Source organism: Halomonas garicola, from assembly GCF_055382465.1.
This window is the reverse complement of sequence record NZ_AP043931.1, coordinates 2,885,416-2,909,422: the sequence shown is the minus strand read 5'-3', so window position 1 is coordinate 2,909,422 and position 24,007 is coordinate 2,885,416. Positions and strand designations below refer to the sequence as shown.

At 65.5% G+C, this 24,007-nt stretch carries 20 protein-coding genes; 10 read left to right on the top strand and 10 right to left on the bottom strand.

Going from position 1 to position 24,007, the window contains the following annotated elements:
* Positions 1–72 precede the first annotated feature (72 nt).
* From ACZ46Y_RS13865 to ACZ46Y_RS13830, 8 genes are all read left to right on the top strand, one after another.
* The gene (locus ACZ46Y_RS13865) at positions 73–1,884 is read left to right on the top strand and encodes a chloride channel protein (protein WP_311954796.1); all 1,812 of its coding nucleotides are present in this window, start codon (positions 73–75) and stop codon (positions 1,882–1,884) included.
* A 31-nt stretch (positions 1,885–1,915) separates the two neighbouring features.
* Complete coding sequence (gene hemJ, locus ACZ46Y_RS13860; RefSeq protein ID WP_311954797.1) at positions 1,916–2,347, top strand: protoporphyrinogen oxidase HemJ; 432 nt, start codon at positions 1,916–1,918, stop codon at positions 2,345–2,347.
* Between the two features lie 14 nt (positions 2,348–2,361).
* Entirely contained in the window at positions 2,362–3,168 is an 807-nt protein-coding gene (gene thiD / locus ACZ46Y_RS13855; protein ID WP_311954824.1) for a bifunctional hydroxymethylpyrimidine kinase/phosphomethylpyrimidine kinase, read from the top strand.
* A 24-nt stretch (positions 3,169–3,192) separates the two neighbouring features.
* A complete protein-coding gene (gene hemL, locus ACZ46Y_RS13850) occupies positions 3,193–4,476 on the top strand; it encodes a glutamate-1-semialdehyde 2,1-aminomutase (RefSeq protein ID WP_311954798.1) in 1,284 nt (427 codons plus the stop codon).
* A gap of 160 nt (positions 4,477–4,636) precedes the next feature.
* Positions 4,637–5,272, top strand: coding sequence for an RdgB/HAM1 family non-canonical purine NTP pyrophosphatase (gene rdgB / locus ACZ46Y_RS13845; protein WP_311954799.1), 636 nt, complete (start codon positions 4,637–4,639; stop codon positions 5,270–5,272).
* 11 nt (positions 5,273–5,283) lie between these two features.
* Positions 5,284–6,450: a radical SAM family heme chaperone HemW gene (hemW, locus tag ACZ46Y_RS13840; RefSeq protein ID WP_311954825.1), complete on the top strand. Its 1,167-nt coding sequence runs from the start codon at positions 5,284–5,286 to the stop codon at positions 6,448–6,450.
* A gap of 39 nt (positions 6,451–6,489) precedes the next feature.
* Positions 6,490–7,206 (top strand): YiaD family glycine zipper/OmpA-like lipoprotein, encoded by a 717-nt coding sequence (locus tag ACZ46Y_RS13835; protein ID WP_311954800.1) that lies wholly within the window; start codon positions 6,490–6,492, stop codon positions 7,204–7,206.
* A gap of 110 nt (positions 7,207–7,316) precedes the next feature.
* The gene (locus ACZ46Y_RS13830; protein WP_311954801.1) at positions 7,317–8,861 is read left to right on the top strand and encodes a phospholipase D family protein; all 1,545 of its coding nucleotides are present in this window, start codon (positions 7,317–7,319) and stop codon (positions 8,859–8,861) included.
* 1 nt (position 8,862) lies between these two features.
* On the opposite strand, the gene ACZ46Y_RS13825 is transcribed toward ACZ46Y_RS13830, so the two are convergent.
* From ACZ46Y_RS13825 to ACZ46Y_RS13810, 4 genes are read right to left on the bottom strand one after another with little or no spacing between them, the layout of a single operon-like run.
* On the bottom strand, positions 8,863–9,636 hold the full coding sequence (locus ACZ46Y_RS13825; protein ID WP_311954802.1) for a DUF3726 domain-containing protein: 774 nt from the start codon (positions 9,634–9,636) through the stop codon (positions 8,863–8,865).
* On the bottom strand, positions 9,633–11,405 hold the full coding sequence (locus tag ACZ46Y_RS13820; protein WP_311954803.1) for a hypothetical protein: 1,773 nt from the start codon (positions 11,403–11,405) through the stop codon (positions 9,633–9,635). The genes ACZ46Y_RS13825 and ACZ46Y_RS13820 overlap by 4 nt, the downstream gene beginning before the upstream one ends.
* A 33-nt stretch (positions 11,406–11,438) precedes the next feature.
* A complete protein-coding gene (locus tag ACZ46Y_RS13815) occupies positions 11,439–12,446 on the bottom strand; it encodes a dipeptidase (protein ID WP_311954804.1) in 1,008 nt (335 codons plus the stop codon).
* A gap of 37 nt (positions 12,447–12,483) precedes the next feature.
* Positions 12,484–13,950, bottom strand: a complete 1,467-nt coding sequence (locus ACZ46Y_RS13810) for an aldehyde dehydrogenase family protein (RefSeq protein ID WP_311954805.1) — start codon at positions 13,948–13,950, stop codon at positions 12,484–12,486.
* 315 nt (positions 13,951–14,265) lie between these two features.
* On the opposite strand from ACZ46Y_RS13810, the gene ACZ46Y_RS13805 reads away from it, so the two are divergent.
* Positions 14,266–15,162 carry a LysR family transcriptional regulator gene (locus tag ACZ46Y_RS13805; RefSeq protein WP_311954806.1) on the top strand — a complete coding sequence of 299 codons (897 nt, stop codon included), beginning with the start codon at positions 14,266–14,268 and terminating at the stop codon, positions 15,160–15,162.
* A 37-nt stretch (positions 15,163–15,199) separates the two neighbouring features.
* Here ACZ46Y_RS13805 and ACZ46Y_RS13800 read toward each other — a convergent pair whose 3' ends face one another.
* From ACZ46Y_RS13800 to rpmH, 6 genes are all read right to left on the bottom strand, one after another.
* Positions 15,200–16,750, bottom strand: a complete 1,551-nt coding sequence (locus tag ACZ46Y_RS13800) for a Na+/H+ antiporter NhaC family protein (protein ID WP_311954807.1) — start codon at positions 16,748–16,750, stop codon at positions 15,200–15,202.
* A 35-nt stretch (positions 16,751–16,785) separates the two neighbouring features.
* Positions 16,786–18,168, bottom strand: a complete 1,383-nt coding sequence (locus ACZ46Y_RS13795; RefSeq protein WP_311954808.1) for an amidase — start codon at positions 18,166–18,168, stop codon at positions 16,786–16,788.
* A 7-nt stretch (positions 18,169–18,175) separates the two neighbouring features.
* Positions 18,176–19,561, bottom strand: a complete 1,386-nt coding sequence (gene mnmE / locus ACZ46Y_RS13790; protein ID WP_311954809.1) for a tRNA uridine-5-carboxymethylaminomethyl(34) synthesis GTPase MnmE — start codon at positions 19,559–19,561, stop codon at positions 18,176–18,178.
* 94 nt (positions 19,562–19,655) lie between these two features.
* Positions 19,656–21,335 carry a membrane protein insertase YidC gene (gene yidC / locus ACZ46Y_RS13785; RefSeq protein ID WP_311954810.1) on the bottom strand — a complete coding sequence of 560 codons (1,680 nt, stop codon included), beginning with the start codon at positions 21,333–21,335 and terminating at the stop codon, positions 19,656–19,658.
* 128 nt (positions 21,336–21,463) lie between these two features.
* Positions 21,464–21,853: a ribonuclease P protein component gene (gene rnpA, locus ACZ46Y_RS13780; protein ID WP_311954811.1), complete on the bottom strand. Its 390-nt coding sequence runs from the start codon at positions 21,851–21,853 to the stop codon at positions 21,464–21,466.
* Between the two features lie 13 nt (positions 21,854–21,866).
* Complete coding sequence (rpmH, locus tag ACZ46Y_RS13775) at positions 21,867–22,001, bottom strand: 50S ribosomal protein L34 (RefSeq protein WP_311954812.1); 135 nt, start codon at positions 21,999–22,001, stop codon at positions 21,867–21,869.
* A gap of 521 nt (positions 22,002–22,522) precedes the next feature.
* On the opposite strand from rpmH, the gene dnaA reads away from it, so the two are divergent.
* The gene (dnaA, locus tag ACZ46Y_RS13770) at positions 22,523–23,989 is read left to right on the top strand and encodes a chromosomal replication initiator protein DnaA (RefSeq protein ID WP_311954813.1); all 1,467 of its coding nucleotides are present in this window, start codon (positions 22,523–22,525) and stop codon (positions 23,987–23,989) included.
* Positions 23,990–24,007 lie beyond the last annotated feature (18 nt).

Below are 24,007 nucleotides of genomic sequence, written 5' to 3'. Positions count from 1 at the left end.
CTATGATACACAATAGGGCAAGTACCAGCGTAAAACGTACGAAGGCCAGGACACTACAAGGACATTCCCCGCGTGGCACGCATATTGCGTTCGTTTTTCACCCTTAAGCGCTTCAGGCGCCAGCTCGCCAACGTCGATGCGCTGCCCCAGCTCTGCGTGCTGGGGCTGGTTTCCGGGGTGATTACCGGGGCGCTGATGGTCGGCTTTCGCAGCCTGTTGAGCCTGGGCGCGTCGCTTTATATGCCCGACGGAAGCCCCGAAGCCTTCGAACAGCTCACCCCCTGGGTGCGCGCCGCGCTGCCGCTGCTGGCGGTGCTGCTGATTGGCCTCTGGCTTGGCCGCCTGACGCCCTCCGGGCGCAAGATCGGCATTGCCCACGTCATCGAGCGGCTGACCTACCATCAGGGGCGCTTTTTACGCCGCAACTGGTTCACCCAGTGGTGGGTAGGGCTCGTTTCGGTGCTCGGCGGGCTTTCCGCCGGCCGCGAGGGGCCGGCTATTCACCTGGGCGCGGCGGCGGCAAGCGGGCTCGGGCAGTACCTGCGCCTGCCGCACAACAGCCTGCGCGTGCTGGTGGCCTGCGGTACCGCCGCCGGCATTTCGGCGTCGTTCAACACCCCCATCGCCGGGGTGATCTTCGCCATGGAAGTGGTGATGATGGAATACACCATTACCGGGTTTATGCCGGTGATACTCGCCTCCACCGTGAGCGGCCTGGTGGCCCAGCTGGCGTTCGGCTTCGAAAGCCCCTTCCAGGCAAGCGATGTGGCGCTGGGCTCGCTTGCCAACCTGCCCTGGATCGTGGTCAGCGCCCTGGGCATCGGCCTGCTGGCGGCCGGCTTTGTAGAGCTGGCGCGGGTGGGTCGGCGTCTGGAAAGGTTTCCTTTGGCCGCCCGCTTTGCGCTGGTCGGCGTGCTGGTCGGCGGGGTTGCCTGGTTCTACCCCGAGGTCCAGGGCATGGGCTACGACACCCTGGGGCTGACGTTCAGCGGCAGCTTGACCGTCGACGTCCTGCTGGCGGTGGCCGTGGGCAAGCTGCTGCTGACCGCGTTTACCGTGGCCTGCGGCATCCCGGTGAGCATCATAGGGCCGATCCTGGTGGCCGGGGGCGCGGCCGGGGCGCTGTTTGGCCTGGCCGGCAACCAGCTGATGCCCAACGTCTCCGCGAGCCCCGCGGTGTACGCCATGCTGGGCATGGCGGCGATGATGGGCGCCATTCTGCAGGCGCCGCTGGCCGCGCTGATGGCGCTTTTGGAGCTGACCCATACGCCCAACATGATGCTGCCGGGCATGCTCACCGTGGTGGTGGCCTGCCTGACCAGCCGCCAGCTCACCGGCAGCAAGGGGTTTTTCAACAGCGCGCTGAGCGGCAGCCGCCATCCGCTGCAGCATCCGCTGATGCAGGCGCTGTCCCGGGTATCGGTGCCGGCGGTCATGGAGCGCAACCTGGTGCGGACCCGGCGGATGATTACCCCCGCCGCGGCGCACAAGCTGCTCGAAACCAATCCGGTCTGGCTGATTATCGAGCGCTCGAGCCAGAAAAAGCCGCTGCTGGCGCTGCGCGGTTCGGCCCTGGCCCGCTGGCTTCTTGAGCATGAAACGCCTATTCAACAGGGGCACCGCGACTACCAGCGGATCGATCTGATGGAAATCCCCGGTCAGCGTCTGGAGCTTGCCCCCATTGGCCTTCAGGCCACGCTGTCCGAGGCGTTTATCGCCCTCCAGGATGAAGCGCTGGGCGCGCTTTACGTGGTGCACGGTCGCCATCTCAAGCAGCGGCGGATTTCAGGTATCATCACTCGCGGGGCGGTGGAACGTTACTATCAGTATAACGACCGGCCGATGGCCAACCGCGACGGCGGCAACACCAGAAATCTTCTCTGAGGCAGCCGCCACACAAAGGTAAGGAGTCAGCATGTATTTATGGGTGAAGGCGATCCACTTGATGGCCGTGGTCACATGGTTTGCCGCGCTGTTCTATCTGCCGAGGCTTTATGTCTACCATGCCATTGCCCGGGACAACGACGAGCGCGAGAGCGTGGAAAATTTCAAGATCATGGAGCGCAAGCTGTATCGCGGCATCATGACGCCGTCGATGATTGCGGTCATCGTGCTGGGCCTCATTTTGCTGGCGCTTTCCCCGCAGTGGCTCAGCCAGGGGTGGATGCACGCCAAGCTATTTTTCGTGGTGCTGCTGATTGGCTACCACCACGTCTGCCTGATTTACCTCAAGCAGCTTGCCGAAGAGCGCTGCACCAAGCGCCACGTGTTTTTCCGCTGGTTTAACGAGCTGCCGGTGCTGGCGCTGATAGCGATCATGATTTTCGCCGTGGTGAAGCCCTTTTGACGGCGACGACGCTGCTGAACGACTCGCTTCCCCCGGTGGTGCTGGTGCTCGCCGGCCATGACCCTACCGGCGGCGCCGGCATAATAGCCGACAGCGAAGCCGTGGCCGCCAACGGCGGCTGGGCGCTGACCGTGCCCACCGCGCTGACCGTGCAGAGCTGCGCCGATGTGCGCCGGGTGGTGCCGGCCGACCCGGCCCTCATGGAAGAAGCGGTGGAGGCGCTTACCGACATGCCGGTGGCTGCGATCAAGATCGGGCTGCTGGCGGATGCGGCTACGCTTGCGGCCGCCGAGCGCATTGTGCGCCGCTTCCCCGGCGTGCCGGTGGTGATCGACCCGGTGCTCAAGGCCGGCGGCGGCGCTGAGTTATCCACCCCCGATCTATGCCGACGCTTTGTGGATAAGTTGATCGGGCATGCAGATATCCTCACGCCCAACCGCCACGAGCTTGCCCGGCTGACGCCGCAGATGGCGGGCGCCGATGACACGGCCCGGGCCGTGGCGCTGCTGTCCGCGGGCTGCCAGAGCGTACTGGTCACCGGCACCGACGACCCGCTGCCGGGAAGCGGTAGCGACACGGTCACCCATACCCTGCATACGCCGGAAAGCGCTCGCCAGTGGCAGTGGCCGCGGCTGCCGGCCACGTACCACGGCTCGGGCTGTACCCTGGCGGCCGCCATTGCTGCGCGCCTGGCCGCCGGCGAGGGGCTCGCCGCGGCGTGCGAGCAGGCCCAGCATTTTGCCTGGCAAAGCCTCTCCCACGGCTACCGGCCGGCGCACGGCCAGCATTTGCCCAACCGTTTTTATACACACCGCCACTGACATATTTATCCCGAGGAGGATGTCATGACCACTTCCGCTGAACTGTTTGAACTTGCCAGCCGCCGGATCCCCGGCGGGGTCAACTCGCCGGTACGCGCCTTCAAGGGCATGGATCGCCCGCCAATCTTCATGGAGCGCGCCCAGGACGCCTACCTGTTCGACGTGGAAGGCAATCGCTACGTGGACTACGTGGGCTCCTGGGGGCCGATGATCACCGGCCACGCCGACCGCGACGTGCTCGCCGCGGTGCGCGCCCGGCTGGACAACGGCCTTTCCTTCGGCGCGCCCACCGCGGAGGAAACCACCATGGCCGACCTCATCTGCGAGATGATCCCGAGCATGGAAATGCTGCGCATGACCAGCTCCGGCACCGAGGCCACCATGTCGGCCATCCGCCTGGCCCGGGGCTACACCGGCCGCGACAAGATCGTCAAGTTCGAGGGCAACTACCACGGCCATTCCGACTCGCTGCTGGTCAAGGCCGGCTCCGGTGCGCTGACCCACGGCGTACCCAACTCGCCCGGCGTGCCGGCTTCCCTTGCCGAGCACACCGTGACGCTGTCGTTCAACGACCCGGACGACGTGGAAGCCTGCTTTGAAGAGATCGGCGACCAGATCGCGGGCATCATCGTCGAGCCGGTGGCCGGCAACATGAACTGCATTCCCGCCCTGCCCGAGTTTCTCGAAACCCTGCGCCGGGTGTGCAACGAATACGGCAGCGTGCTGATTTTCGACGAAGTGATGACCGGTTTCCGCGTGGCCCTGGGCGGCGCCCAGGCGCACTACGGCGTCACTCCGGATCTGACCTGCCTGGGCAAGATCGTCGGCGGCGGCATGCCGGTGGGCGCCTTCGGCGGCAGCCGCGAGATCATGGAGCAGATTTCGCCGCTGGGGCCGGTCTACCACGCCGGGACGCTCTCGGGGAATCCGCTGGCCATGGCCGCGGGCACCACGCTATTGAACAAGGTGCAGGTGCCGGGCTTCCACGATGCCCTGACCCAGCGGGTCGAAACCCTGTGCAACGGCCTCAAGGAGCGCGCCGACGCCGCCGGTGTGCCCATGGTGGCGCAGTCGGCCGGGGGCATGTTTGGGCTCTTCTTCACCGCTCAAAGCCGCGTGGACAACTTTGCCCAGGCCACCGCCTGCGACCCTGAGGCCTTCCGCCGCTTCTTTACCGGCATGCTCGACGAAGGCGTCTATCTGGCGCCGTCGGCGTTTGAAGCCGGCTTCATGTCCAGCGCCCACACCGCCGAAGATATCCAGCACACCCTGGACGCCGCGGAAAAGGTCTTTGCCAGCATGGCGTAAAGCCGGTCGGCGTTATCCTCGGTATTAACCCGATGACGGCGCCGTGCCTTCTATTCTGCGATAAGCCGCCTTTCCGGGCGGCTTTTTTATGGGGCCAATAGGCTTTGTACGCCGGGTGCCGCCCGGCGTACACTGAGCGACTGCCAAGGAGATCACCACCATGACCGCAACACGCACCCTTGTGCTCGCCAGCGGCAATGCCGGAAAGCTCAAGGAGTTCAACCAGATTCTTCGCCCGCTGGGGATGGACGTTCGCCCCCAGGCGGATTTCAGCGTCCCCGACGTCGAGGAAACCGGGCTGACCTTTGTGGAAAACGCGCTGCTCAAGGCCCGCCAGGCCAGCCGGATCAGCGGCCTGCCGGCGCTGGCCGACGATTCGGGGCTGGAAGTCGACGCCCTGAACGGCCAGCCGGGGATCTACTCCGCCCGCTTCGCCGGCGAGCCCAAAAGCGACGCGCGCAACAACGCCCGGCTGCTCGAAGCCCTTGCCGACTGCCCCGAAGGCCAGCGCACCGGCCGCTACTGGTGCGTGCTGGTGTATCTGCGCCATGCCTTTGATCCGGTGCCGGTCATCGTCCAGCGCAGCTGGGAAGGCGACGTGCTGGCCCACCCCCGGGGCGAAGGCGGCTTCGGCTACGACCCGCTGTTCTGGCTGCCGGGGCCGGCCATGAGCGTCGCCGAGCTGCCCGCCGAGGAAAAAAACCGCCTCAGCCACCGTGGCCGCGCCCTCGACACCCTGGTAGAAGAGCTCAAGGCCGTGCACGGCGAGGCGCCGTCCGCCAAAGAGGTCTCGTGAAACACAGCGCCATGACGACACTGCCGCCGCTGTCGCTTTATATCCACACGCCCTGGTGCGTGCGCAAGTGCCCCTACTGCGACTTCAACTCCCACGAATCCGGCCGCGACGCGCTGCCGGAAAGCGCCTACCTGCAGGCGCTGCTGGACGATCTCGACCAGGATCTGGCCCTTGCCCGGGGCCGCGAGCTCGTCGCCATCTTCATCGGCGGCGGCACGCCGAGCCTGCTGTCGCCGGCGTTTTATCGCACCCTGCTGGCAGAAATCCGGCAGCGCCTGGGGTTTGCGGCGGATATCGAAATCACCATGGAAGCCAATCCCGGCACCACCGAGCAGCAGCGCTTCAGCGGCTACCGGGATGCCGGTATCAACCGGCTGTCGCTGGGCGTGCAGAGCTTTCAACAGGCCCAGCTCGAGGCGCTGGGGCGTATTCACGGCGGCGAAGAGGCGGTGCGGGCCGTGACCCAGGCCCGGGCTGCCGGATTTGATAACCTCAATATCGACATCATGCACGGCTTGCCGGGCCAGACGCCGGCGCTGGCGCTTGACGACCTGGAACAGGCCCTGGCGCTGGCGCCCGAGCACCTTTCCTGGTACCAGCTGACCCTTGAGCCCAACACCGCGTTTCACGCCCGGCCGCCGACGCTGCCCGAGGAAGAAACCCTCTGGGATATCCAGGACCTGGGCCACGAGCGCCTGCTCCAGGCGGGGCTTAAGCGCTACGAAATATCCGCCTACGCTCGCCCGGGGCAGCATAGCCGGCACAATCTCAACTACTGGCGGTTCGGCGACTATTTGGGCATCGGCGCCGGCGCCCACGGCAAGCTCAGCCACGTGGACGAAAACGGGCAGTGGACCGTCGAGCGACGCTGGAAAACCCGCCAGCCCGAGGCCTATTTGCAGCGCCGCCACGATATGCGAGGGTTTGTCGCAGGCAAGCGCGAGGTTACCGCGGAAGAGCTGCCGCTTGAGTTCTGCATGAACGCCCTGCGGCTGACCGACGGCGTGGAGGCCAGGCTCTGGCAGGCCCATACCGGCCAGCCTTCCGCCGCGCTGCACGAACGTGTGCAAGGCAGCGTCAAAAAAGGACTTTTGCAGGAAACGTCAGAAAAACTGCAACCTACGCCCCAAGGTTTATTATTCTTGAACGAACTCTTGGCTGATATCAGCAGCGACTGAGCCGTAATTTCTGTGACATGACCCTGAAGGAGAAAAACGATGCGCATGACTCGAGTAATGGTACCCCTGGCGGCCGCGATCCTGCTGGCCGGCTGTGCCGGCCAGGGCGGCTATAACGGCCAGAGGGGCGCCGGTGTCTCAACCACGGCCAAAGGGTCGGGCATTGGCGCAGCCGTGGGGGCGGCTGCCGGTGCGCTGTCCGGTAGCGGCAGCACCAGCCGCCGCGACCGCGCGCTGATCGGCGCCGCCGTGGGCGCCGCCGCCGGTGCCGGCGTGGGCGCCTACATGGACCGCCAGGAAAGCCAGCTGCGCGAAGGCCTGCAGGGCTCGCGTATCGAAGTTGACCGTCAGGGCGACGACATCGTGCTCAACATGCCCAGCAACGTGACGTTCGACTTTGACTCCTCCCAGCTGACGTCGGATGCGCAAAACGCGCTGAACGAAGTCTCCAACGTGCTGCGTGAATACACCGATACCCGCGTCAACATCGCCGGGCATACCGACAGCACCGGGGAAGCCAGCTATAACCAGCGCCTGTCCGAGCGCCGGGCGCAGTCCGTGGGTAACTACCTGAGCCAGAGCGGGGTATCTTCCTCGCGCCTCAATACCACGGGCTACGGCGAAAACCAGCCGGTGGCCAGCAACAATAGCGATGCCGGCCGCGCCCAGAACCGCCGCGTGGAAATCACCCTCACGCCCACCGATCAGGCCGGCAACCGCGGTGGCGGCCAGCGCCAGCAGGGGCAGCGCCGCTAATGCTATAATCGGCGCCCGCCTGTGAGCCAAAGCCCGCCATACCTCAGGATGGCGGGCTTTTTTCTATCCGGGCGCCCGACGCTTCTTACCGCCGTTTCCGGAATACCGCCGTGATTTTTTCTTCCCCCGTTATATTTCGCCTGAGCGCCCTGCTTGCCGCGGTCATGTTGCTTGGCGGCTGTGCGCTGCCGCCGCCGGGCCCGCGGCCGGCAAGCCAGCTGCTTTCTGTCCAGCAGGCCGCGGACACCCGCCTTGGCCGCGCCCTGAGCCAGCGCCTGGCCGATCGCCCCGAGGGCGTCAGCGGCGTCTACCCGCTGGCCGAGCCGCTGAATGCCTTCAGCGCCCGAGCGCTGCTCGCCGAAGGCGCCGACAAGACCCTCGACGTGCAGTATTACATCTGGGCCGACGACACCATCGGCCGGCTGCTGTTTCGCACCCTGCACGACGCCGCCGAGCGCGGCGTGCGCGTGCGCCTGCTGCTGGACGACAACGGCATTGCCGGGCTGGACGAGTCGCTTGCCGCGCTGGACGCCCATCGCAATATTGAAATCAGGCTGTTCAATCCCTTTCCCATACGCACGCCCAAGTGGCTGGGCTATCTGTGGGATTTTCCCCGGCTCAACCGCCGCATGCACAGCAAATCGTTCACCGTCGACGGCCAGGCCACCATCATCGGCGGGCGCAACGTGGCCGATGAGTATTTCGGCGCCAACCCCCAAAGCCGCTTCGCCGACCTTGACGTCCTCGCCCTCGGCCCTGCCGCCCGGGAGGTCAACCAGGAGTTTGACCGCTACTGGGCCAGCGCCCCGGCCTATCCGGTGAAAAAGCTGCTGCCCGAGGTGCAGGACCCCGAAGCGGTTCTCGATGAGCTGCTCGAACCCAGCGACAACGCCGGGCGCTACCGCGACGCCCTGGAACAGTCCGACTTCCTGGAGCGGCTGCTGGACGAGTCGCTGGAAATGACCTGGGCCCAGGTGGACGTTATCAGCGACGATCCCGAAAAAGTGCTTGGCGATGTCCACAAGGACCGTCTGATGAGCCGCCAGCTCGCCGCGGCGCTGGATGATCCCCGCTCCTCGGTCACCCTGGTATCGCCGTATTTCATCCCCGGTGACGCGGGCGTGGACCTCTTTGCCGAGCTGGAAGCCCGGGGCGTCGACGTCACGGTGCTGACCAACTCCCTGGCGGCCAACGACGTGGCGCTGGTGCACTCGGGCTACGCCAAATACCGCCGAGCCCTGCTCGACGCCGGCGTCACGCTCTTTGAAACCCGGCGCGCGGCCACCGGCGGCGGCAAGCAGCCCCGGGCCGGGGTGATGAGCAGCGCCGCCTCAAGCCTGCACGCCAAGACCTTTGCCGTGGACGGCGAGGTGCTGTTCATCGGCTCGCTCAACTTCGACCCGCGCTCGACCCACCTCAACACCGAGATCGGCTTTTTGATCGAAAGCCCCGAACTGGCCGCCGACATGGAAAGCGCCTTTGACAACGAAGTGCCCCAAAACGCCTATCAGGTCATGCTGGAAGACGGCGAGCTGCGCTGGCAAGAAACCCGCGACGGCGAGCCGGTCACCCATCACCGCGAACCGGAGACCGGATTCTTCAAACGCTTCTGGGTGAAGATATTCTCGCTGCTGCCGCTGGAACCGCTGCTGTAGCTCAATCGTTGTCGGTGGTGCCGGGCCCGGCGCCGCTGCGCGAGGCGTCGGTGGACTCGACCAGCATCCGCGCGGCCTGATGTTTGAGCTTCGCCCATACGGCGTCGTCGATGCTGATGCCGTCGAGCATGGCGCGTTCGCGGCTGGCGAGCAGCGCCGACTCCTCGTGGCAGGCCAAAAGCTCGTAGCCGTACGTCGTGCGCATCGCGGGCAGAAGCTCGACGTGGTTGGCAAACACCAGGGTAACGCCGTCGTTGGGCTCGTTTTCTTCGGGCACCTGGTTCACCGCGTAAACGCGGATCTCGGGTACCGTGCTGCCCGCGCGAAAGCCGACCGCCTGCTCGATGAGCGGGCGCTGGCCGTTGCGCCAGAACGCGGTGACGTTCATGCCGCGCCCGGCGATCCGGGCCAGATAGCCCATGATCAGCTGGCGGTTGTGGCAGCGGCGGATCTTGATCACCGCAAGCCCGCGGGCTCGGGTCTTGGCGAACCCCAGCTCAAGCGCCAGGCTTGAGCTGCGCAAGACGCTGTGGCCCTGGCTATCGAGTACCGCCAGGTCATCGTCGGCGTAGAGTATTAGCGGCGCGCGCTCTTCTTCGTGCTGTTCGGCCAGCAGGTAGTCAAGGCCCCGGTTAAGCGCGTCCAGCCCGTCGAGCTCGTGAAGCTGCATCCACGCCACCATGTCGGCGGCGTCGCTGGCGTCGCCGTCGGCAAAGCCCATGCCCAGAAACGCCTTGCGGCAGAGCCCCTGCAGTTCGTTGTAGGAGACCTTCATGGCGCGACTCCTGTGGCGGTCGCGGTGCGGGTGGCGTCGGTGTTATCCGGCGCTGCGGCCAGGGCAGGCTCCAGGGGGAAGCCCCAGTCGTCGAAATCGCCCAGGTCGTCGGGTTCGGCGTTGAGCTCCTCGACCAGCGGCGCGCCCTGAAACAGCGTAATGCGCACCCAGCGGTCCGACTTGGGATCAAAACGGCTGGCGCCGAAGAACGAAAGCTTGGTGCGCAGCAGGTGCATGGGCTTCATGCCCTTCGCCCAGAGGTTGGCGCGGATCTCGCCGAAAGGCGTTTCCGCCATGGCCTGAATGCGGCGCACGATGTCCTTGTAGTGGGAGTGCTCAATCAGGAAATCCACCACGGTGGCGCGCGGATGACGGCTCAGGTAGTCGGCCACGGCGCGGTGGGTATCGGCGACCCGAGGGGCGATGGCCAGCTTGAGCTCGCGGTCGGCGCCGGGCTCCTGGCCGCGCACGCCCAGGCGCGGCTCTTCCTTTTCGATCGAGCGATACCAGAACCAGTAACGGTTGTCAGGGTCGTCAAAGTCGTAGGCCAGCGCCCAGTCGTAGCGGGTCTCGATAAGCTGCTTCAGGCGCACCAGCGGCATTTCCGGGGTCAGTTCCAGGTGCTCGTCCACGCCCATGCGGTTTTCGAACGGCTCGACAATGGCCGGGTAAAGCTCCATCAGCAGGGTGTTGATCAGCTCCTGGGTTTCCAGCGACAGGGCGCGATAGCTCCATTCGGTCAGCTCCTGCCAGAGTTCGCCGCCGAGCGGCACCTGCTCAAGCCAGGCGCGCACTTCCGGAAGCTCCGCAACCGTTGCGGCGTTGCGCTTGCCCTGCTCGGTATCGGCGGTAACGGTCTGCCCCAGGTGGCAGCGGGCGCGGTCAAGAAGCGCCAGCAGCCGCTCGCGCTGGGCTTCGTCCGGCGTCTGGGCGTGGATCTGGGCCAGCGCCTGCTCGCGGCTTTGGATCCACCGCTCGATGAGCTGCGGGTGATTGATCAGAAACGGCGCCATGCCAAGCCCGGTGGAGTTGCCGATGCCCAGATAGCGCTTTATCGGGGTCGCGAGATCCACGGCGGTGGCCGGCGCCTGCCGGCGGGCAATGTGTTCGACCTGCTGGATGGAAAAGTGACGCAGCAGATAGACCGCCAGCATCTGCGCCGAGAAGGGCCGCTGGAAGTCGGGGTTGCCCTTGAGCCGGCCGAAGTCGGCGATGCCGAACTTGCCGTTGCCGTACACCGCGGTGGTGCGGTAAAGGTAGCCCGCCTGGGTCAGCCAGGCAGGGTCGGGCTGGCGGCCGTCGGCGAGCGCCTGGCGAAACGCGGTGAAGTTGCGCAGGCTGCGGTTGGCTCGGGACAGCACCAGCAGGCGCGGGTGCTGGCGCCCGGCTTCCTGGAGCGGCACGTTGGCGGCCATCTGCTCGAGCAGGGCATCGTCGACCTCGCCCTCGACCACGCCGAAGGTCACGTCCCAGGCCTCTGCGATCACCCGGTCGGTGCGCGCGTCGTCGTCCAGCGGCTGGGAGAAGATCACCCCGTGGTAGCGCCCGCAGGGCGTCTGCAGCCGGTAAATAACCGTGCCGTGGCCGCTGTCGTCGAGATCGAAGCGGGCGGCGCTGACCTGCCAGCGCTGGCGGGCCATCTGGCGTATCAGGCTGCGCGAAAAGCTCAGCCGGCCGGGGTGCAGGCTTCCCAGGCGCTCCAGATCCATCACCCGCTCCGGCGCGCGCAGGCGCAGGCTTTCTTCGCGCGGGGAAATACGTTCCATCATCTCACACCTCCCGAAACGTCCGGGGCCGCGCCGTCAGGCCACTCGGGTTAACGCAGGCTGCGGCGCGGTGGTTCGCTCCAAAAGCGCCACCCAGTTCTGCCCCATGATGCCGGCGACCTCGCTTTCGCTGAAGCCGACCTCGCGCAGCCCGGCGACCAGGTTGGGAAAGTCGCGGTTATCGCGCAGCCAGGGCAGCGGATCGGGCCAGCCGGCGTTGGCCGCGCTGCCTTCGCCGTAGTCCATGTCCTTCGACCAGCGGCCGTTGCGCATCCATTCGAGCACCGAGGTGGGCTGGTTCTGGCACAGGTCGGTGCCGATCCCCAGGTGCTCCACGCCGATCATGTCCGCGGTACGGGCGATCATTGCGCAGTACTCGGCAAGCGTGCAGTCGGGGCCGTTCTTCAGGTGGAAGGGGTAGGCCGAAAAGCCCAGCAGGCCGTTGCTCTCGGCGATGGCCCCGAGCACCTTGTCCGACTTGTTGCGTTTGGCCGGCTGCCAGGCCGCCGGGTTGGCGTGGGAAATGATCACCGGGCGGCTGGAGAGCTCGATGGCCTCAAGGGTCGAGCGCTCGGCGCTGTGGGACATGTCGATGACCATCCCTACCCGGTTCATTTCGCGGATCACCTGGCGGCCGAAGCGGGTGATGCCGCTGTCCTCGGCCTCGTAGCAGCCGCAGGCCAGCAGGCTCTGGTTGTTGTAGGTCAGCTGCATGATCAGAAGGCCCAGGTCGCGCATGACCTCGACCATGTCGATGTCGTCCTCGATGGGCGAGCAGTTCTGGGCGCCGAGGAAAATACCCACCCGGCCCTGCTGCCGGGCGCGGTGAATATCCGCCGGCTCGCGCACCGGCATGATCAGATCACTGTGCGCTTCGAAGCGGCGGTTCCACTCGCCCATCCGCGAGAGCGTCTCGCGGATGGTTTCATGGTAGACAAGCGTGGCGTGCACCGCGTCGACGCCGCCCTCGCGCATCTGCTTGAATATCTCGCGGGACCAGTTGGAATACTGCAGACCGTCGACGATCAGCATGTCCTGTGCCATCTCGGCCTCCTTATGCTTTGACTCAGTTAGCCTTGACTCAGTTGGCTTTGACATAGCTGGTCTTGACCACGGTGTAGAACTCCCGGGCGTAGCGCCCCTGCTCGCGGGGGCCGAAGCTCGAGTTCTTGCGCCCGCCGAAGGGCACGTGGTAGTCGGTGCCGGCGGTGGCCAGGTTGACCATCACGCAGCCGGTCTCGGCCCGGGCCTTGAACTCGGTGGCAAGCGCCAGCGAATCGGTGATGATGCCTGCGGTCAGGCCGTACTGGGTGTCGTTGAGCACCTCGATGGCCTCCTCGGCGCCGGCCACCTTGATCACGCAGGCGACGGGGCCGAAGACTTCCTCGCGGTTGACGGCCATGTCGTTGGCGGTGTCGACAAGGAGCGTCGGGGCCATGTAGTAGCCGTCGTGTTCGCGCTCAAGGCGCTCGCCGCCGAAGGCGAGCTTGGCGCCGTCTTTCTGCGCGCGCTCGACCCACTCGAGGTTCGAATCGAGCTGGCTCTGGCTGGCCAAGGGTCCGACGTTCACGCCGTTTGCCAGAGCGTGGCCGACGTTGGCCTGCTCGAGCTTATGCGTCAGCTTCGCGACGAAGGCGTCGTGGACCTTCTCGGTGACGATCAGCCGGGACGAGGCGGTGCATTTCTGCCCGGTGCCCGAGTAGGCGCCGGCGAAGGCGGCCTCCACGGCCAGGTCGAGATCGGCGTCGTCGGCGACGATCAGGGCGTTCTTGGAGCCCATCTCCAGCTGGCACTTGACCAGGTTGGCGGCGGTAGCGGCGGCCACCCGGCGGCCCACGTCCAGCGAGCCGGTAAAGCTCAGCGCGTGGATGTCCGGATGGGAAATCAGCGCGTCGCCCACCGAGCTTCCCGGGCCCATGACCAGGTTGAAGGTACCGGCGGGCATGTCCTGGCGGCTGATGATCTCGGCCAGCGCCCAGGCGCTTGCCGGCACGAGGTTGGCGGGCTTGAAAATCACCGCGTTGCCGAAGGCCAGCGCCGGGGCGATCTTCCATACCGCGGTGGCCAGGGGGAAATTCCACGGGCTGATAATGCCCACCACGCCCACCGGCTCGCGGCGGATGTCCACTTCCACACCCGGGCGCACGGACTCGACGCGCTCGTCGATCTGGCGCAGCACCTCGGCGGCATAGTAGTGGAAAAACTGCCCCGAACGGTGCACCTCACCCACGCCTTCGGCCAGTGGTTTGCCTTCCTCCCGGGAAAGCTGCTCGCCCAGCTCGGCCTTGCGCGCAATGAGCTCGTCGCCGATCGCCATCAGCACGCCGTAGCGGTGCTCAAGGCCGGTTTTGGCCCATTCCTTTTGCCCCTGCTTCGCCGCGGCGACGGCTTCGTTCATCTGCGCTACGCTTGCCTGGGCGTAGTCGCCGATAACGTCGCTTAGCTCGGACGGATTGCGGTTCTCGATCCGGCTTTCGCCCTCGACCCACTGGCCGTTGAGGTAAAGCGCATGAACCTGAGAATGAGACCGGGATTGTGCCTGTGTCATAGGTTCCTCCAAAACTGACCCTGATGGCAGTCTGGGTGAGCCGCGTGTATAAAGATAATCAATAATAAATACTGATTGATCAGTTTTATTTACTACTTTGTTGGGCTCGCAGGGCAATCGCCGTTGGCTATATCCAGAGGAGCCGGGGACAGGGCGAAGAGGGGGATCTACGCCAGGGATGGCGTAGGGAGCGTCCAGGGATGGATTTATAGCGCCCCCTCGCAGACCTGTTGCCGGCTCACCGGGGGTAACTGCGATAGCTCTGGCTAGGCTCGCCGCTTGATTGGCGGCACCAACGGTTCCAGGAGGTGCGCGATGCTGGCCGAACTCAAGATAACCCCGCTGCGCTACGTGCTGGCGGTGGTCGACCAGGGCGGATTTCACGCCGCGGCGCGCCAGGTGCACCGCACCCAGCCGGCGCTTTCCATGGCCATCCGCGAGCTGGAAGGCCGCCTGGGCGAGGCGCTTTTTGAGCGTGGCAACCAGGCGACGCTGACGCCTTTCGGGCGCTACTGCGTGCCGCGTTTTCGCGAGCTCTTGACCCAGCACGACCGCCTGAGCCGCGAGCTCAGCGCCCAGGTGGACCGCCAGGCCGGGCACCTGGACATGGCCGCGGTGCCGTCGGTGGCCAGCCGGCTGATGCCCCGGCTGCTAGCCGATTTTGTCGCCGACTACCCGGGCGTTCGGGTCAGCCTGCACGACGGCACCGCCGACTTCGTCCGCGAGCAGGTGCTGGCCGGCGAAGTGGATCTGGGGCTGACGAGTTTGGCGGAAGAAAACGCCGCGCTCGACTTTACTCCGCTGATGCGCGACAGCCTGGGCGTGGTCTGCCGGGATGATCATCCGTTCGCCGGCCGGGAGGCCGTGCACTGGCGGGAGCTCGTGGAAGGGAGCGTGGAAGGGAGTGTGAAAGAGAGTCTGATCGGCAACGGCACCTCAAGGCTGTTTCAGGGCACCGACGCGGCCTCGCTTGCCGATCACCACACCTTTTACATTTCCAACATGATCTCGCTGACGGCGATGCTGGTGGCGGGGCTCGGGGTGACCACGCTGCCAAGGCTGGCCTTCCCCGAGGAGTACGAGCGGCTGCGGTTTGTGCCGCTGAGCGCGCCTCGGGTCGAGCGGGAAATCGGCCTGTTGCGCCTCGCCGGGCGCAGCCTGTCGCCGAGCGCCCGGGCCATGGCCGACTTCATCACCCGGGCGCTGGCCTAGCCGCGCCGCCCTTCAATGCCTGCCCTTAAAAGGCCGTTTATGCCGCGCTTTTTGACGCGCCGGGCGTTGACCGCCAGAAGCGCCTCAGACCGCTGATGACGACCAGCAGGGCAGCGACGCCGGCGAGCCCGCCGAGCCAGGCGGTACCCGTCGCCCCGGCGACGAAGAAAGCCACGATCCCCGCTGTTCCCGCGCTTAGCGCGTAGGGCAGCTGGGTGCGGACGTGGTCGATGTGGTCGCAGGAAGACCCCGCCGAGGAGAGAATGGTGGTATCCGAGATCGGCGAGCAGTGGTCGCCGAAGATGCCGCCGCTGAGCACCGCGGCGATGGCCAGCGAAAGCGGCATGTCCAGCGCCATGGCTACCGGCATGGCAATGGGGATCATGATGGCAAAGGTGCCGTAGGAGGTGCCGGTGGTAAAGGCGACAAGCGAGCCGATGAGAAACAGCAGCACGGGGATCAGGCTTGGTGAGACGCCGGCCTGGGCCAGCGTGACCAGGTAGTCGGCGGTGCCCAGCGCCTCGGTTACGCTGCCGATTGACCAGGCAAGCGTCAGAATGATGTAGACCAGGGTCATGCTCTTGATGCCGGTCACCACCAGCTCCATCGCCTCGCGAAAATCAAACAGCCGCTGCGAAAGGCCCATGCCCAGAGCAACGCTGACGGCGAGGAAGGTGGCGATCAGAATCGACTTGCCGCCGTCGGCCTCGCCCATGGCGGTGATCAGGCCGTTTTCGGCGACGTTGCCGGTCCACAGAAACAGCACCGGGATGAGCCCCACCAGAACGGCGATGGGCACTAGCATGTTGCGTTTGAGCGAGTGCTCTTCGGCGACGCCCGCCATTTCAGCGACTTCGCGATCCGAGGGCGGCCGGGCATCGTCTGCCAGCAGCTTGCCGCTTTCCCGGGCGCGCTTTTCGGCCTGGGCCATGGGGCCGAAGTCCCGCTGGGTCACGACGATGATCAGAATCAGCAGCAGCGCCAGCCAGGCGTAGAAATTGAGCGGAATCGACGAGAGATAGATCAGGTACTCCGAGCCGGTCATGTCCATCTGGGTCAGCTGGGTGCCGATCAGGCCCATGACGAACACCACCCAGGTGGAGACCGGCCCCAGCAGGCACATCGGCGCCGAGGTCGAGTCGACGATATAGGCCAGCTTTTCCCGGGAGACACGCATGCGGTCAGTAATGGGCCGCATCACGCTACCCACCGTCAGCGCATTGAAGTAGTCCTCGAAGAAGATCAGTACGCCGAAGCCCAGGGTGGCGCCCTGGGCGCCCCGGGGCGAGGCCACCCGGGAGGCGATCGAGCGGGCAATGGCCTGGGCGCCGCCGGTTCGCTGCAGCACCGTGATCAGCACCCCGAACAGGCCGCAGTAGATCAGCACGGTGGCGCTCCATTCGTCGCCCACGCTTGGAATGATGAAGTCACCGAAGCTGTTGTAGAGCCCGACCGCGGGGTTGCCGCCGGCGAGCATGGTGGCGCCCAGCCAGACCCCGCAGAACAGCGCGGGAATGACGTTACGGGTCACCAGGGCCAGCACGATGGCCAGCAAAGGGGGCAGCAGGGAATATAGGCCAAAGGACATCGGGGATCTCTCTCAGGGCGTTGTTGTTGCTGTTGTCAGGGGCGCGGCGGCAGGCCCAGGCGCTCCCGGGGGTTGCCCAGGCAGCGTTCGATGGCGGCCGCCGCCGCCAGCAGCTGCGGCTCGGCAAAGCCGGGCATGGCGAGCTGTAGCCCGATCGGCAAGCCCACATTATCCAAGCCGACCGGCAGACTCAAGGCGCACCAGCGCAGGTAGTTAACGAAGGCCGTGTGGCGCAGAATTCGCGCGTCGGCTTCGGCGTAGGCCGAGGGCCTGGCGACTGCGTCTCGACGCGGCGGCAGCAGCGGCGAGGTCGGCAATACTAGCGCATCGATACCCGTTTCGTGAAAGCGCATCGCCGCTTTTTGTCCCAGCCGTTGAAAGTCGGCCAGGCGCTGCCGGTAGTCGGCTGCCGTAAGGTCACCCGCCTGGGCCACGGACTCGGCCAGCAGCGGCCCCATCTGCCGACGCCAGGACGGCAGCTTGAGCGCGAGAAACGTCTCCAGCTCGGCGGCAACCAGCCCGCCCGAACGAAACAGCGCGTCGGCCTCGCGCGCCTCGGGAAAGTCGATCGCGACGCACTGGGCCCCGGCGGCCTCCAGCTCATGAAGGGCGTACGCCAGGGCTTCGTCGATCCCCGCCTCGGCGTTTACTCGCGGCGCGCTTTCCAGCACGCCCAGTTTAAGCCCCGCTAGAGGCCGCGGCGCTTTCGGTATCATGGGGTCACCGCAGGCGCCGAGAGCCGCCGTGAGATCGGCGACGCTTGCCGTGATGACGCCCAGGCTATCGAGGCTATGGCTGAGCGGCACCACGCCTTTCATCGGCCAGCGGCCGGCGGTGAGCTTAAGCCCCACCCCGCCGGTCATCGCCGCCGGCACCCGGATCGACCCCGCGGTGTCCGACCCCAGCGCCAGCCAGGCGCTGCCTTCGGCAACGCTGACCGCCGCGCCGCTCGACGAGCCGCCGCAGACGCGATCGGTATCCCAGGGGTTGCGCGGCCCCTCGTCGTCCAGGGTGACGCCGATGCTGGTAAAGGCAAACGGAACGCTGCGGGTAAGCCCGGTGAACAGCGCGCCGCGGCGCCGGCACCGGGCAGTGATCGTGGCATCGCCCTGCCAGGCCGGGGGTAGCGCCTCCGCGCAGCCGGCGCGCAGCGGCCAGCCGGCAAGGCCAATATTGTCCTTGATTGACACCGGCAGCCCGTACCAGGGGCCGCAGGCCTTACCTGAGCGGGCCTGCGCTACCAGGCTTCTGGCGTGCTCGCGGACCTTCTCCGGCGCCCAGGCGGCGTAGCCCTCCCAGGCGGGCACCCGGGCCGCCAGCGCCTGCTCGGCCACGTCGACGAGCGACTCGGGCCGCCGGCGCAGCTTCTTGAGCGCTGAGGCCAGAGGAGACGATGAAGGATGGGTTGCGGAATTCATGCTTCGCCTACTTGCCGATACAAAAGCTGCCGAAGATCTCCCCGAGCAGGTCGTCGGCGCTGAACTCGCCGGTGATTTCGCCAAGCGCCTGCTGGGCGTCGCGCAGGTCTTCGGCGAGCAGCTCGCCGGCCCCAAAGCCGGAAAGCTGGCCCTGGCCGTTGTCCAACGCCTCGGCGGCGCGGTCGAGTGCGTCCAGGTGGCGCCGGCGGGCGGAGAAGCGGCCCTCGGTGGTGGCGCTGAAGCCCATGATGGCCTTCAGGTGCTCTTTGAGGTTATCCACACCCGCTCCGGTTTTGGCCGACAGCCGCACCACGGGGTGGGCGGTGGACAGGTCGATTTCCGGGTCTTCTTCGCTGGTGTCGATCTTGTTGCGCACCAGCGTCAAACGGCCGGTATCCGGCAGGCGGTCGACAAACTCGGGCCAGATGTCATGCGGATCGGTGGCGTCGGTGGTGGCGGCGTCGACCAGCAGCAGCACGCGGTCGGCGGTTTCGATCTCCTCCCAGGCCCGGGCCACGCCGATTTTTTCGATGGCGTCCGGGGTGTCGCGCAGCCCGGCGGTGTCGATCACGTGGAGCGGCATGCCGTCGATGTGGATATGCTCGCGGAGCACGTCCCGGGTGGTGCCGGCGATGTCGGTGACGATGGCGGTGTCCTGCTCGGTGAGCGCGTTGAGCAGGCTGGACTTGCCCGCGTTGGGCCGCCCGGCGATCACCACGCTCATGCCCTCGCGCATCAGCGCGCCCTGGCCGGCGGCGGCGCGTACCGCGGCAAGCTCGTCCATGACGGCGTTGAGCATGGCGGCGACCCGGCCGTCGCCGAGAAAGTCGATCTCCTCTTCGGGAAAGTCGATCGCCGCCTCGACGTAGATACGAAGCTCGATCAGCCGCTCCACCAGCCCGGCCACGCGCTGGGAAAATTCGCCCTTGAGCGAGCGCACGGCGTTTTCCGCCGCCGAGCGCGAGGTGGCGTCGATCAAGTCGGCAATGGCTTCGGCCTGGGCCAGATCGAGCTTGTCGTTGAGAAACGCCCGCTCGGAAAACTCGCCGGGCCGGGCCAGGCGCGCGCCCAGCGCCACGCAGCGCGAAAGCAGCAGGTCCATGATCACAGGCCCGCCGTGGCCGTGAAGCTCGAGCACGTCTTCGCCGGTGAAGGAGTGCGGCCCGGGGAAGAAAAGCGCCAGGCCCTCGTCGATGATGCCGCTCTCGCCGTGAAAGGCGCCCCCGTAGAAAGGCCCATAGTGCGCGTAGCGCGGGGCCGGGCAGCGGCCGAGGATGGCGTCGGCCATTTCCTGACTGGCGGGGCCGGAAAGGCGGATGATGCCCACGCCGCCGCGTCCGGGCGGGGTGGCAAGGGCGGCAATGGTATCCGGGGTATAGAAGTGGTTGGCCATGGGGGTCTCCCTGTTGCCGTCTGCCGGAACGCCAAACCCCCGCAGGGCGCGGGGGTTTGGGCGGTACGTCAAAGGGCGTGATCAGACGTCAGGTCTAGCCCTTGCCGATATTGGGGTCGTTTTCGATCTGTCGCGTGATGAAGTACTGCTGGGTGATGGAAATGCAGTTGTTGACCACCCAGTAGATCACCAGGCCCGCGGGGAACCACAGGAAGAAGAAGGTGAAGATGATCGGCAGCATCTTCATGATCTTCGCCTGCATGGGGTCCGGCGGCGTGGGGTTCAGCTGCTGCTGAACGAACATCGACAGGCCCATCAGAATCGGCAGGATGAAGTACGGATCCTTGATCGACAGGTCCTGGATCCAGAACATGAACGGCGCGTGGCGCAGCTCAACGGATTCCAGCAGCATCCAGTAAAGGGCGATGAAGACCGGCATCTGCACCACGATCGGCAGACAGCCCCCCAGCGGATTGATCTTCTCCTTCTGGTAGAACTTCATCATTTCCTGGGACATCTTCTGGCGGTCGTCGCCGAAGCGTTCCTTGATGCGCTTCATTTCCGGCCCGAGTTTGCGCATCCGCCCCATGGAGCGGTAGGCCTTGGCCGAGAGCGGGAACAGCGCGGCTTTCACCAGCACGGTGAGCAGCACAATGGACCAGCCCCAGTTACCGATCACGTCGTGGATCTTGTCCAGCAGCCAGAACAGCGGGTTGGCGATAAACCACAGCCAGCCGTAGTCCACGGTCAGGCGCAGGTTCGGCGCGACCTCTTCCATGTAGTCCTGAACCTTGGGCCCCATGTAGAGCGTGGCGTCGAGGGTGGTCTGCTCGCTGGCCGCGACTTCCTGGGTGGGGCCGGCGAAGGCGGCTACGTTGCGACCCTTGGAGTCGGTGGTGGCGTAGAAGAGATTCTGCTGGCTCTGCGGCGGCGCCCAGGCCGAGACGAAGTAGTGCTGGAGCATCGCGACCCAGCCGCCTTCGGCGTCGCGGTTTTCCACGCTGCCCGCCTGAATATCGTCGAAGTCGACCTTGTCATAGCGGCTGTCCGGCGTGGAGTAGGCCGCGCCCAGAAACGACTTCATGCCGATCTTGGTGCCGCTGGTGGGGTCGGGGCTGTCGTCGCGTACCAGCTGGCCGATGAAGCGGGCGTCGACCGGTGCCTCGCCCTGGTTATCCACCAGGTAGTGCACGTTGACCGCGTAGTTGCCGCGCTCGAAGCTCAGTCGTTTGGTGATCTCGACGCCGTTGACCTCGGCGGTGAGATCGACGTCGAGCTGGTCCTGACCGTCGTTCAGGTGGTATTCGGTTTTTTCCGGGGTGAAGGCGATGCGGCTGGAATCGCCGTCAAGCTGCAGCCCCGAGCGCGCCACGTAGCTGCGCACGTTGTTATCGGAGAGCAGCACGTAGTTGCGCTCGGAGTCCAGCGTCCGCTTGTGCTGCGGAAGGGCCGCGTAGACGATGTCGCCGCCGTGGGGGTCGATGCGCAGGTCGAGCACGTCGGTGGTGACGGTGATGGTATTGCGGCTTTGATCCTCATCGGGATCGGCGCTGCCGGCGAGATCATCGCCGCCGCCTTCGGCTGACGGCGAGGCGTCGGGAACGTCCAGGCCGCCCTCATCGGCTTTTTCCGCCGGGGCGCCGTCGCTGCGCTGGGTACTTTCAACGGCCGGCGCAGGCTCGGCCGATTGCCCGTAGTCCTGATTCCATTGGACCACCAGCAGGTACGCCAGTACTGCCAATGGGATCAGTAATATCAGTCGTTTAACGTCCATGAGGGTTCTGCCCGCTGGGTGGTGAACATGCAATGGCGCAGTGTTGTTTTACCCGACCCATGACACACGAAAGCCTGCCGTACGGCAGGCCGGGGTCGAGCGTTGAGGTGGTGGCATCAAGCGTCACGTTATGTCTTGGCCGGAGCCGTTGTGTTGCCGTGGCGCAAGGCGTCGCGCTGGAGCCGCTTCCATAGCCCGTGAAGCTGGCGCTGGAGCATGGCGTTATCCATGTCGTCAACGCCGCGCCGGGCCAGTAGCACCACGTCGACCGTGGGCAGCTTTTCCTGACGCAGGCGAAAGGACTCGCGCGCCAGGCGCTTGAAGCGGTTGCGCTCTACGGCAAGCTTGACGTTTTTTTTACCCGCAACCAAACCGATCCGAGCATGGCCGCAGCGATTGAAGCGTGCCAGTACCAGCATGCCTTTGGCGTGGATCTTGAGATCGGCTTGGGCAAAAACGTAACGGAAATCCCCGGCGCTTAGCAGACGCAGCGTCCGGGGAAAGCCTTGAGGGGACACACCCAAGTCTTGATCAGGCGCTCAGACGCTTACGGCCTTTGGCCCGACGGCGGGCGATAACCGCGCGGCCGCTTTTGGTTGCCATGCGGGCACGGAAGCCGTGCAGGCGCTTGCGCTTGATAACACTGGGTTGATAAGTGCGTTTCATAACTCGTATTCCCACGTGGTTTTAGGACGGAACATTAATGCTGGACGCCCCTGTTCGGCAGTCGCCGCACGGGGATATCCAAAGAAAGACCGCAAATTGTAGAGCCTTCCCGAGCCGGGTGCAATTTTTCCGTAGGGATTCTGTCGGGCAGCGGCGCGTACCGGCGTTTTTCGCGACGATCCGGCGACGCAATAATTACTATTATTATAAGTTAACTGCTGTTGTTATTAATGGTGGGGATAATATTTGTGGATAAGCTATTTTTTAAAAGATAAATCAGCGCTTTGGAAGAATAATAAACCTGTTGAAAAGCGCTGGGCAAGGGGTCGGCAAGCTGTGGGGAGGCGGTGGAGCGCCAGGGATAACTCGCGTTTTGGTCAGGTTGCCCGCAGGCTGTGGACGAGATGTCAGCCGTTTGCCAAGAGAGTTGTCCACAAGCATTTTGGCGCGCTTTCGCGTGTGGATAACAGCGACGTTGGGCGCTACAATGGCCGGCCTTTTTCAATACGATGGTGAGATGAGTGTCACTCGCGCTTTGGCATCAGTGTCTGGATTATTTGCAAGACGAGCTTAGCTCCCAGCAATTCAATACCTGGATACGCCCGCTGCAGGCCGAGCAGGGAGAGGCCAACGAGCTTTTCCTGCTCGCCCCCAATCGCTTTGTGCGCGACTGGGTGAGCGATAAGTATGCCAAGCGGATCAGCGAGCTGATGCGCGAACTCGCCCCGACCAAACCGCCCCGGGTAAGCCTGAGCGTGGGCAGCCGCCGCGCGGCTACCGCCCCGGCTCCCCAGCCGCGGGAGCTGGGCAACCCGGTGTCGGCCGCGCCGGCGTCGAGCACCGGCTCGGCGGCGCATTCGCCGCCCCGAAGCAGCGCGGGCGGCGGGCATGAAATCAACGGCCTCAGCCAGGAAACGCCGCGTCCGCCGGGCGAGCGCCAGGTGCAGGTGGAAGGCAGCCTCAAGCACACCAGCGGGCTTAACGCCAACTTCACCTTCGATACCTTCGTTGAGGGCAAGTCCAACCAGCTGGCCCGGGCCGCCTCGCGCCAGGTATCGGAAAACCCCGGCGGGGCCTATAACCCGCTGTTTTTGTACGGCGGAGTGGGGCTGGGTAAAACCCACCTGATGCACGCGGTGGGCAACGCCCTGGCCGGGCGCCGGGAAAACGCCCGGGTGGTGTACCTGCATTCCGAACGCTTCGTCGCCGACATGGTCAAGGCGCTGCAGCTCAACGCCATCAACGACTTCAAGCGTTTCTACCGCAGCGTCGACGCCCTGCTGATCGACGACATCCAGTTTTTCGCCGGCAAGGAGCGCTCCCAGGAAGAGTTCTTCCATACCTTCAACGCCCTGCTGGAAGGCGGCCAGCAGATGATCCTCACCTCGGACCGCTACCCCAAGGAAATCAGCGGCGTCGAGGAGCGCCTGAAATCGCGCTTTGGCTGGGGGCTGACGGTAGCCATCGAGCCGCCGGAGCTGGAAACCCGGGTAGCGATCTTGATGAAGAAGGCCGATCAGGCCAAAGTGGATCTGCCCCACGATGCGGCCTTTTTCATCGCCCAGAAAATCCGCTCCAACGTCCGCGAGCTGGAAGGGGCGCTGAAAAAGGTGATTGCCGACTCGCACTTCATGGGCAAGACCATTACTCAGGACTTCATCCGCGAGTCGCTCAAGGATCTGCTCGCCCTTCAGGACAAGCAGGTGGGGGTGGACAACATCCAGCGAACGGTGGCCGAGTACTACAAGATCAAGGTGGCGGATCTGCTTTCCAAGCGGCGCTCGCGCTCGGTGGCGCGCCCGCGTCAGGTCGCCATGGCGCTGGCCAAGGAGCTGACCAATCACAGCCTGCCCGAGATCGGCGACGCCTTTGGCGGCCGCGACCACACCACGGTGCTGCACGCCTGCCGCAAGGTGAAGGCGCTGCAGGAAGAAAGCGCCGATATCCGCGAGGATTACAAAAATCTGCTGCGTCTGCTGACCAGCTGAGCCCCGGCGCCCAGAAGC

Coding starts and splice junctions, on each gene's coding strand:
- ACZ46Y_RS13835 (WP_311954800.1), top strand. CDS start 6,490: ATGCGCATGACTCGAGTAATGGTACCCCTGGCGGCCGCGATCCTGCTG.
- mnmE (WP_311954809.1), bottom strand. CDS start 19,561: ATGGCCAACCACTTCTATACCCCGGATACCATTGCCGCCCTTGCCACC.
- ACZ46Y_RS13825 (WP_311954802.1), bottom strand. CDS start 9,636: ATGAAGGTCTCCTACAACGAACTGCAGGGGCTCTGCCGCAAGGCGTTT.
- yidC (WP_311954810.1), bottom strand. CDS start 21,335: ATGGACGTTAAACGACTGATATTACTGATCCCATTGGCAGTACTGGCG.
- hemL (WP_311954798.1), top strand. CDS start 3,193: ATGACCACTTCCGCTGAACTGTTTGAACTTGCCAGCCGCCGGATCCCC.
- rdgB (WP_311954799.1), top strand. CDS start 4,637: ATGACCGCAACACGCACCCTTGTGCTCGCCAGCGGCAATGCCGGAAAG.
- hemW (WP_311954825.1), top strand. CDS start 5,284: ATGACGACACTGCCGCCGCTGTCGCTTTATATCCACACGCCCTGGTGC.
- ACZ46Y_RS13795 (WP_311954808.1), bottom strand. CDS start 18,168: ATGAATTCCGCAACCCATCCTTCATCGTCTCCTCTGGCCTCAGCGCTC.
- ACZ46Y_RS13805 (WP_311954806.1), top strand. CDS start 14,266: ATGCTGGCCGAACTCAAGATAACCCCGCTGCGCTACGTGCTGGCGGTG.
- ACZ46Y_RS13815 (WP_311954804.1), bottom strand. CDS start 12,446: ATGGCACAGGACATGCTGATCGTCGACGGTCTGCAGTATTCCAACTGG.
- hemJ (WP_311954797.1), top strand. CDS start 1,916: ATGTATTTATGGGTGAAGGCGATCCACTTGATGGCCGTGGTCACATGG.
- ACZ46Y_RS13810 (WP_311954805.1), bottom strand. CDS start 13,950: ATGACACAGGCACAATCCCGGTCTCATTCTCAGGTTCATGCGCTTTAC.
- ACZ46Y_RS13820 (WP_311954803.1), bottom strand. CDS start 11,405: ATGATGGAACGTATTTCCCCGCGCGAAGAAAGCCTGCGCCTGCGCGCG.
- ACZ46Y_RS13800 (WP_311954807.1), bottom strand. CDS start 16,750: ATGTCCTTTGGCCTATATTCCCTGCTGCCCCCTTTGCTGGCCATCGTG.
- rpmH (WP_311954812.1), bottom strand. CDS start 22,001: ATGAAACGCACTTATCAACCCAGTGTTATCAAGCGCAAGCGCCTGCAC.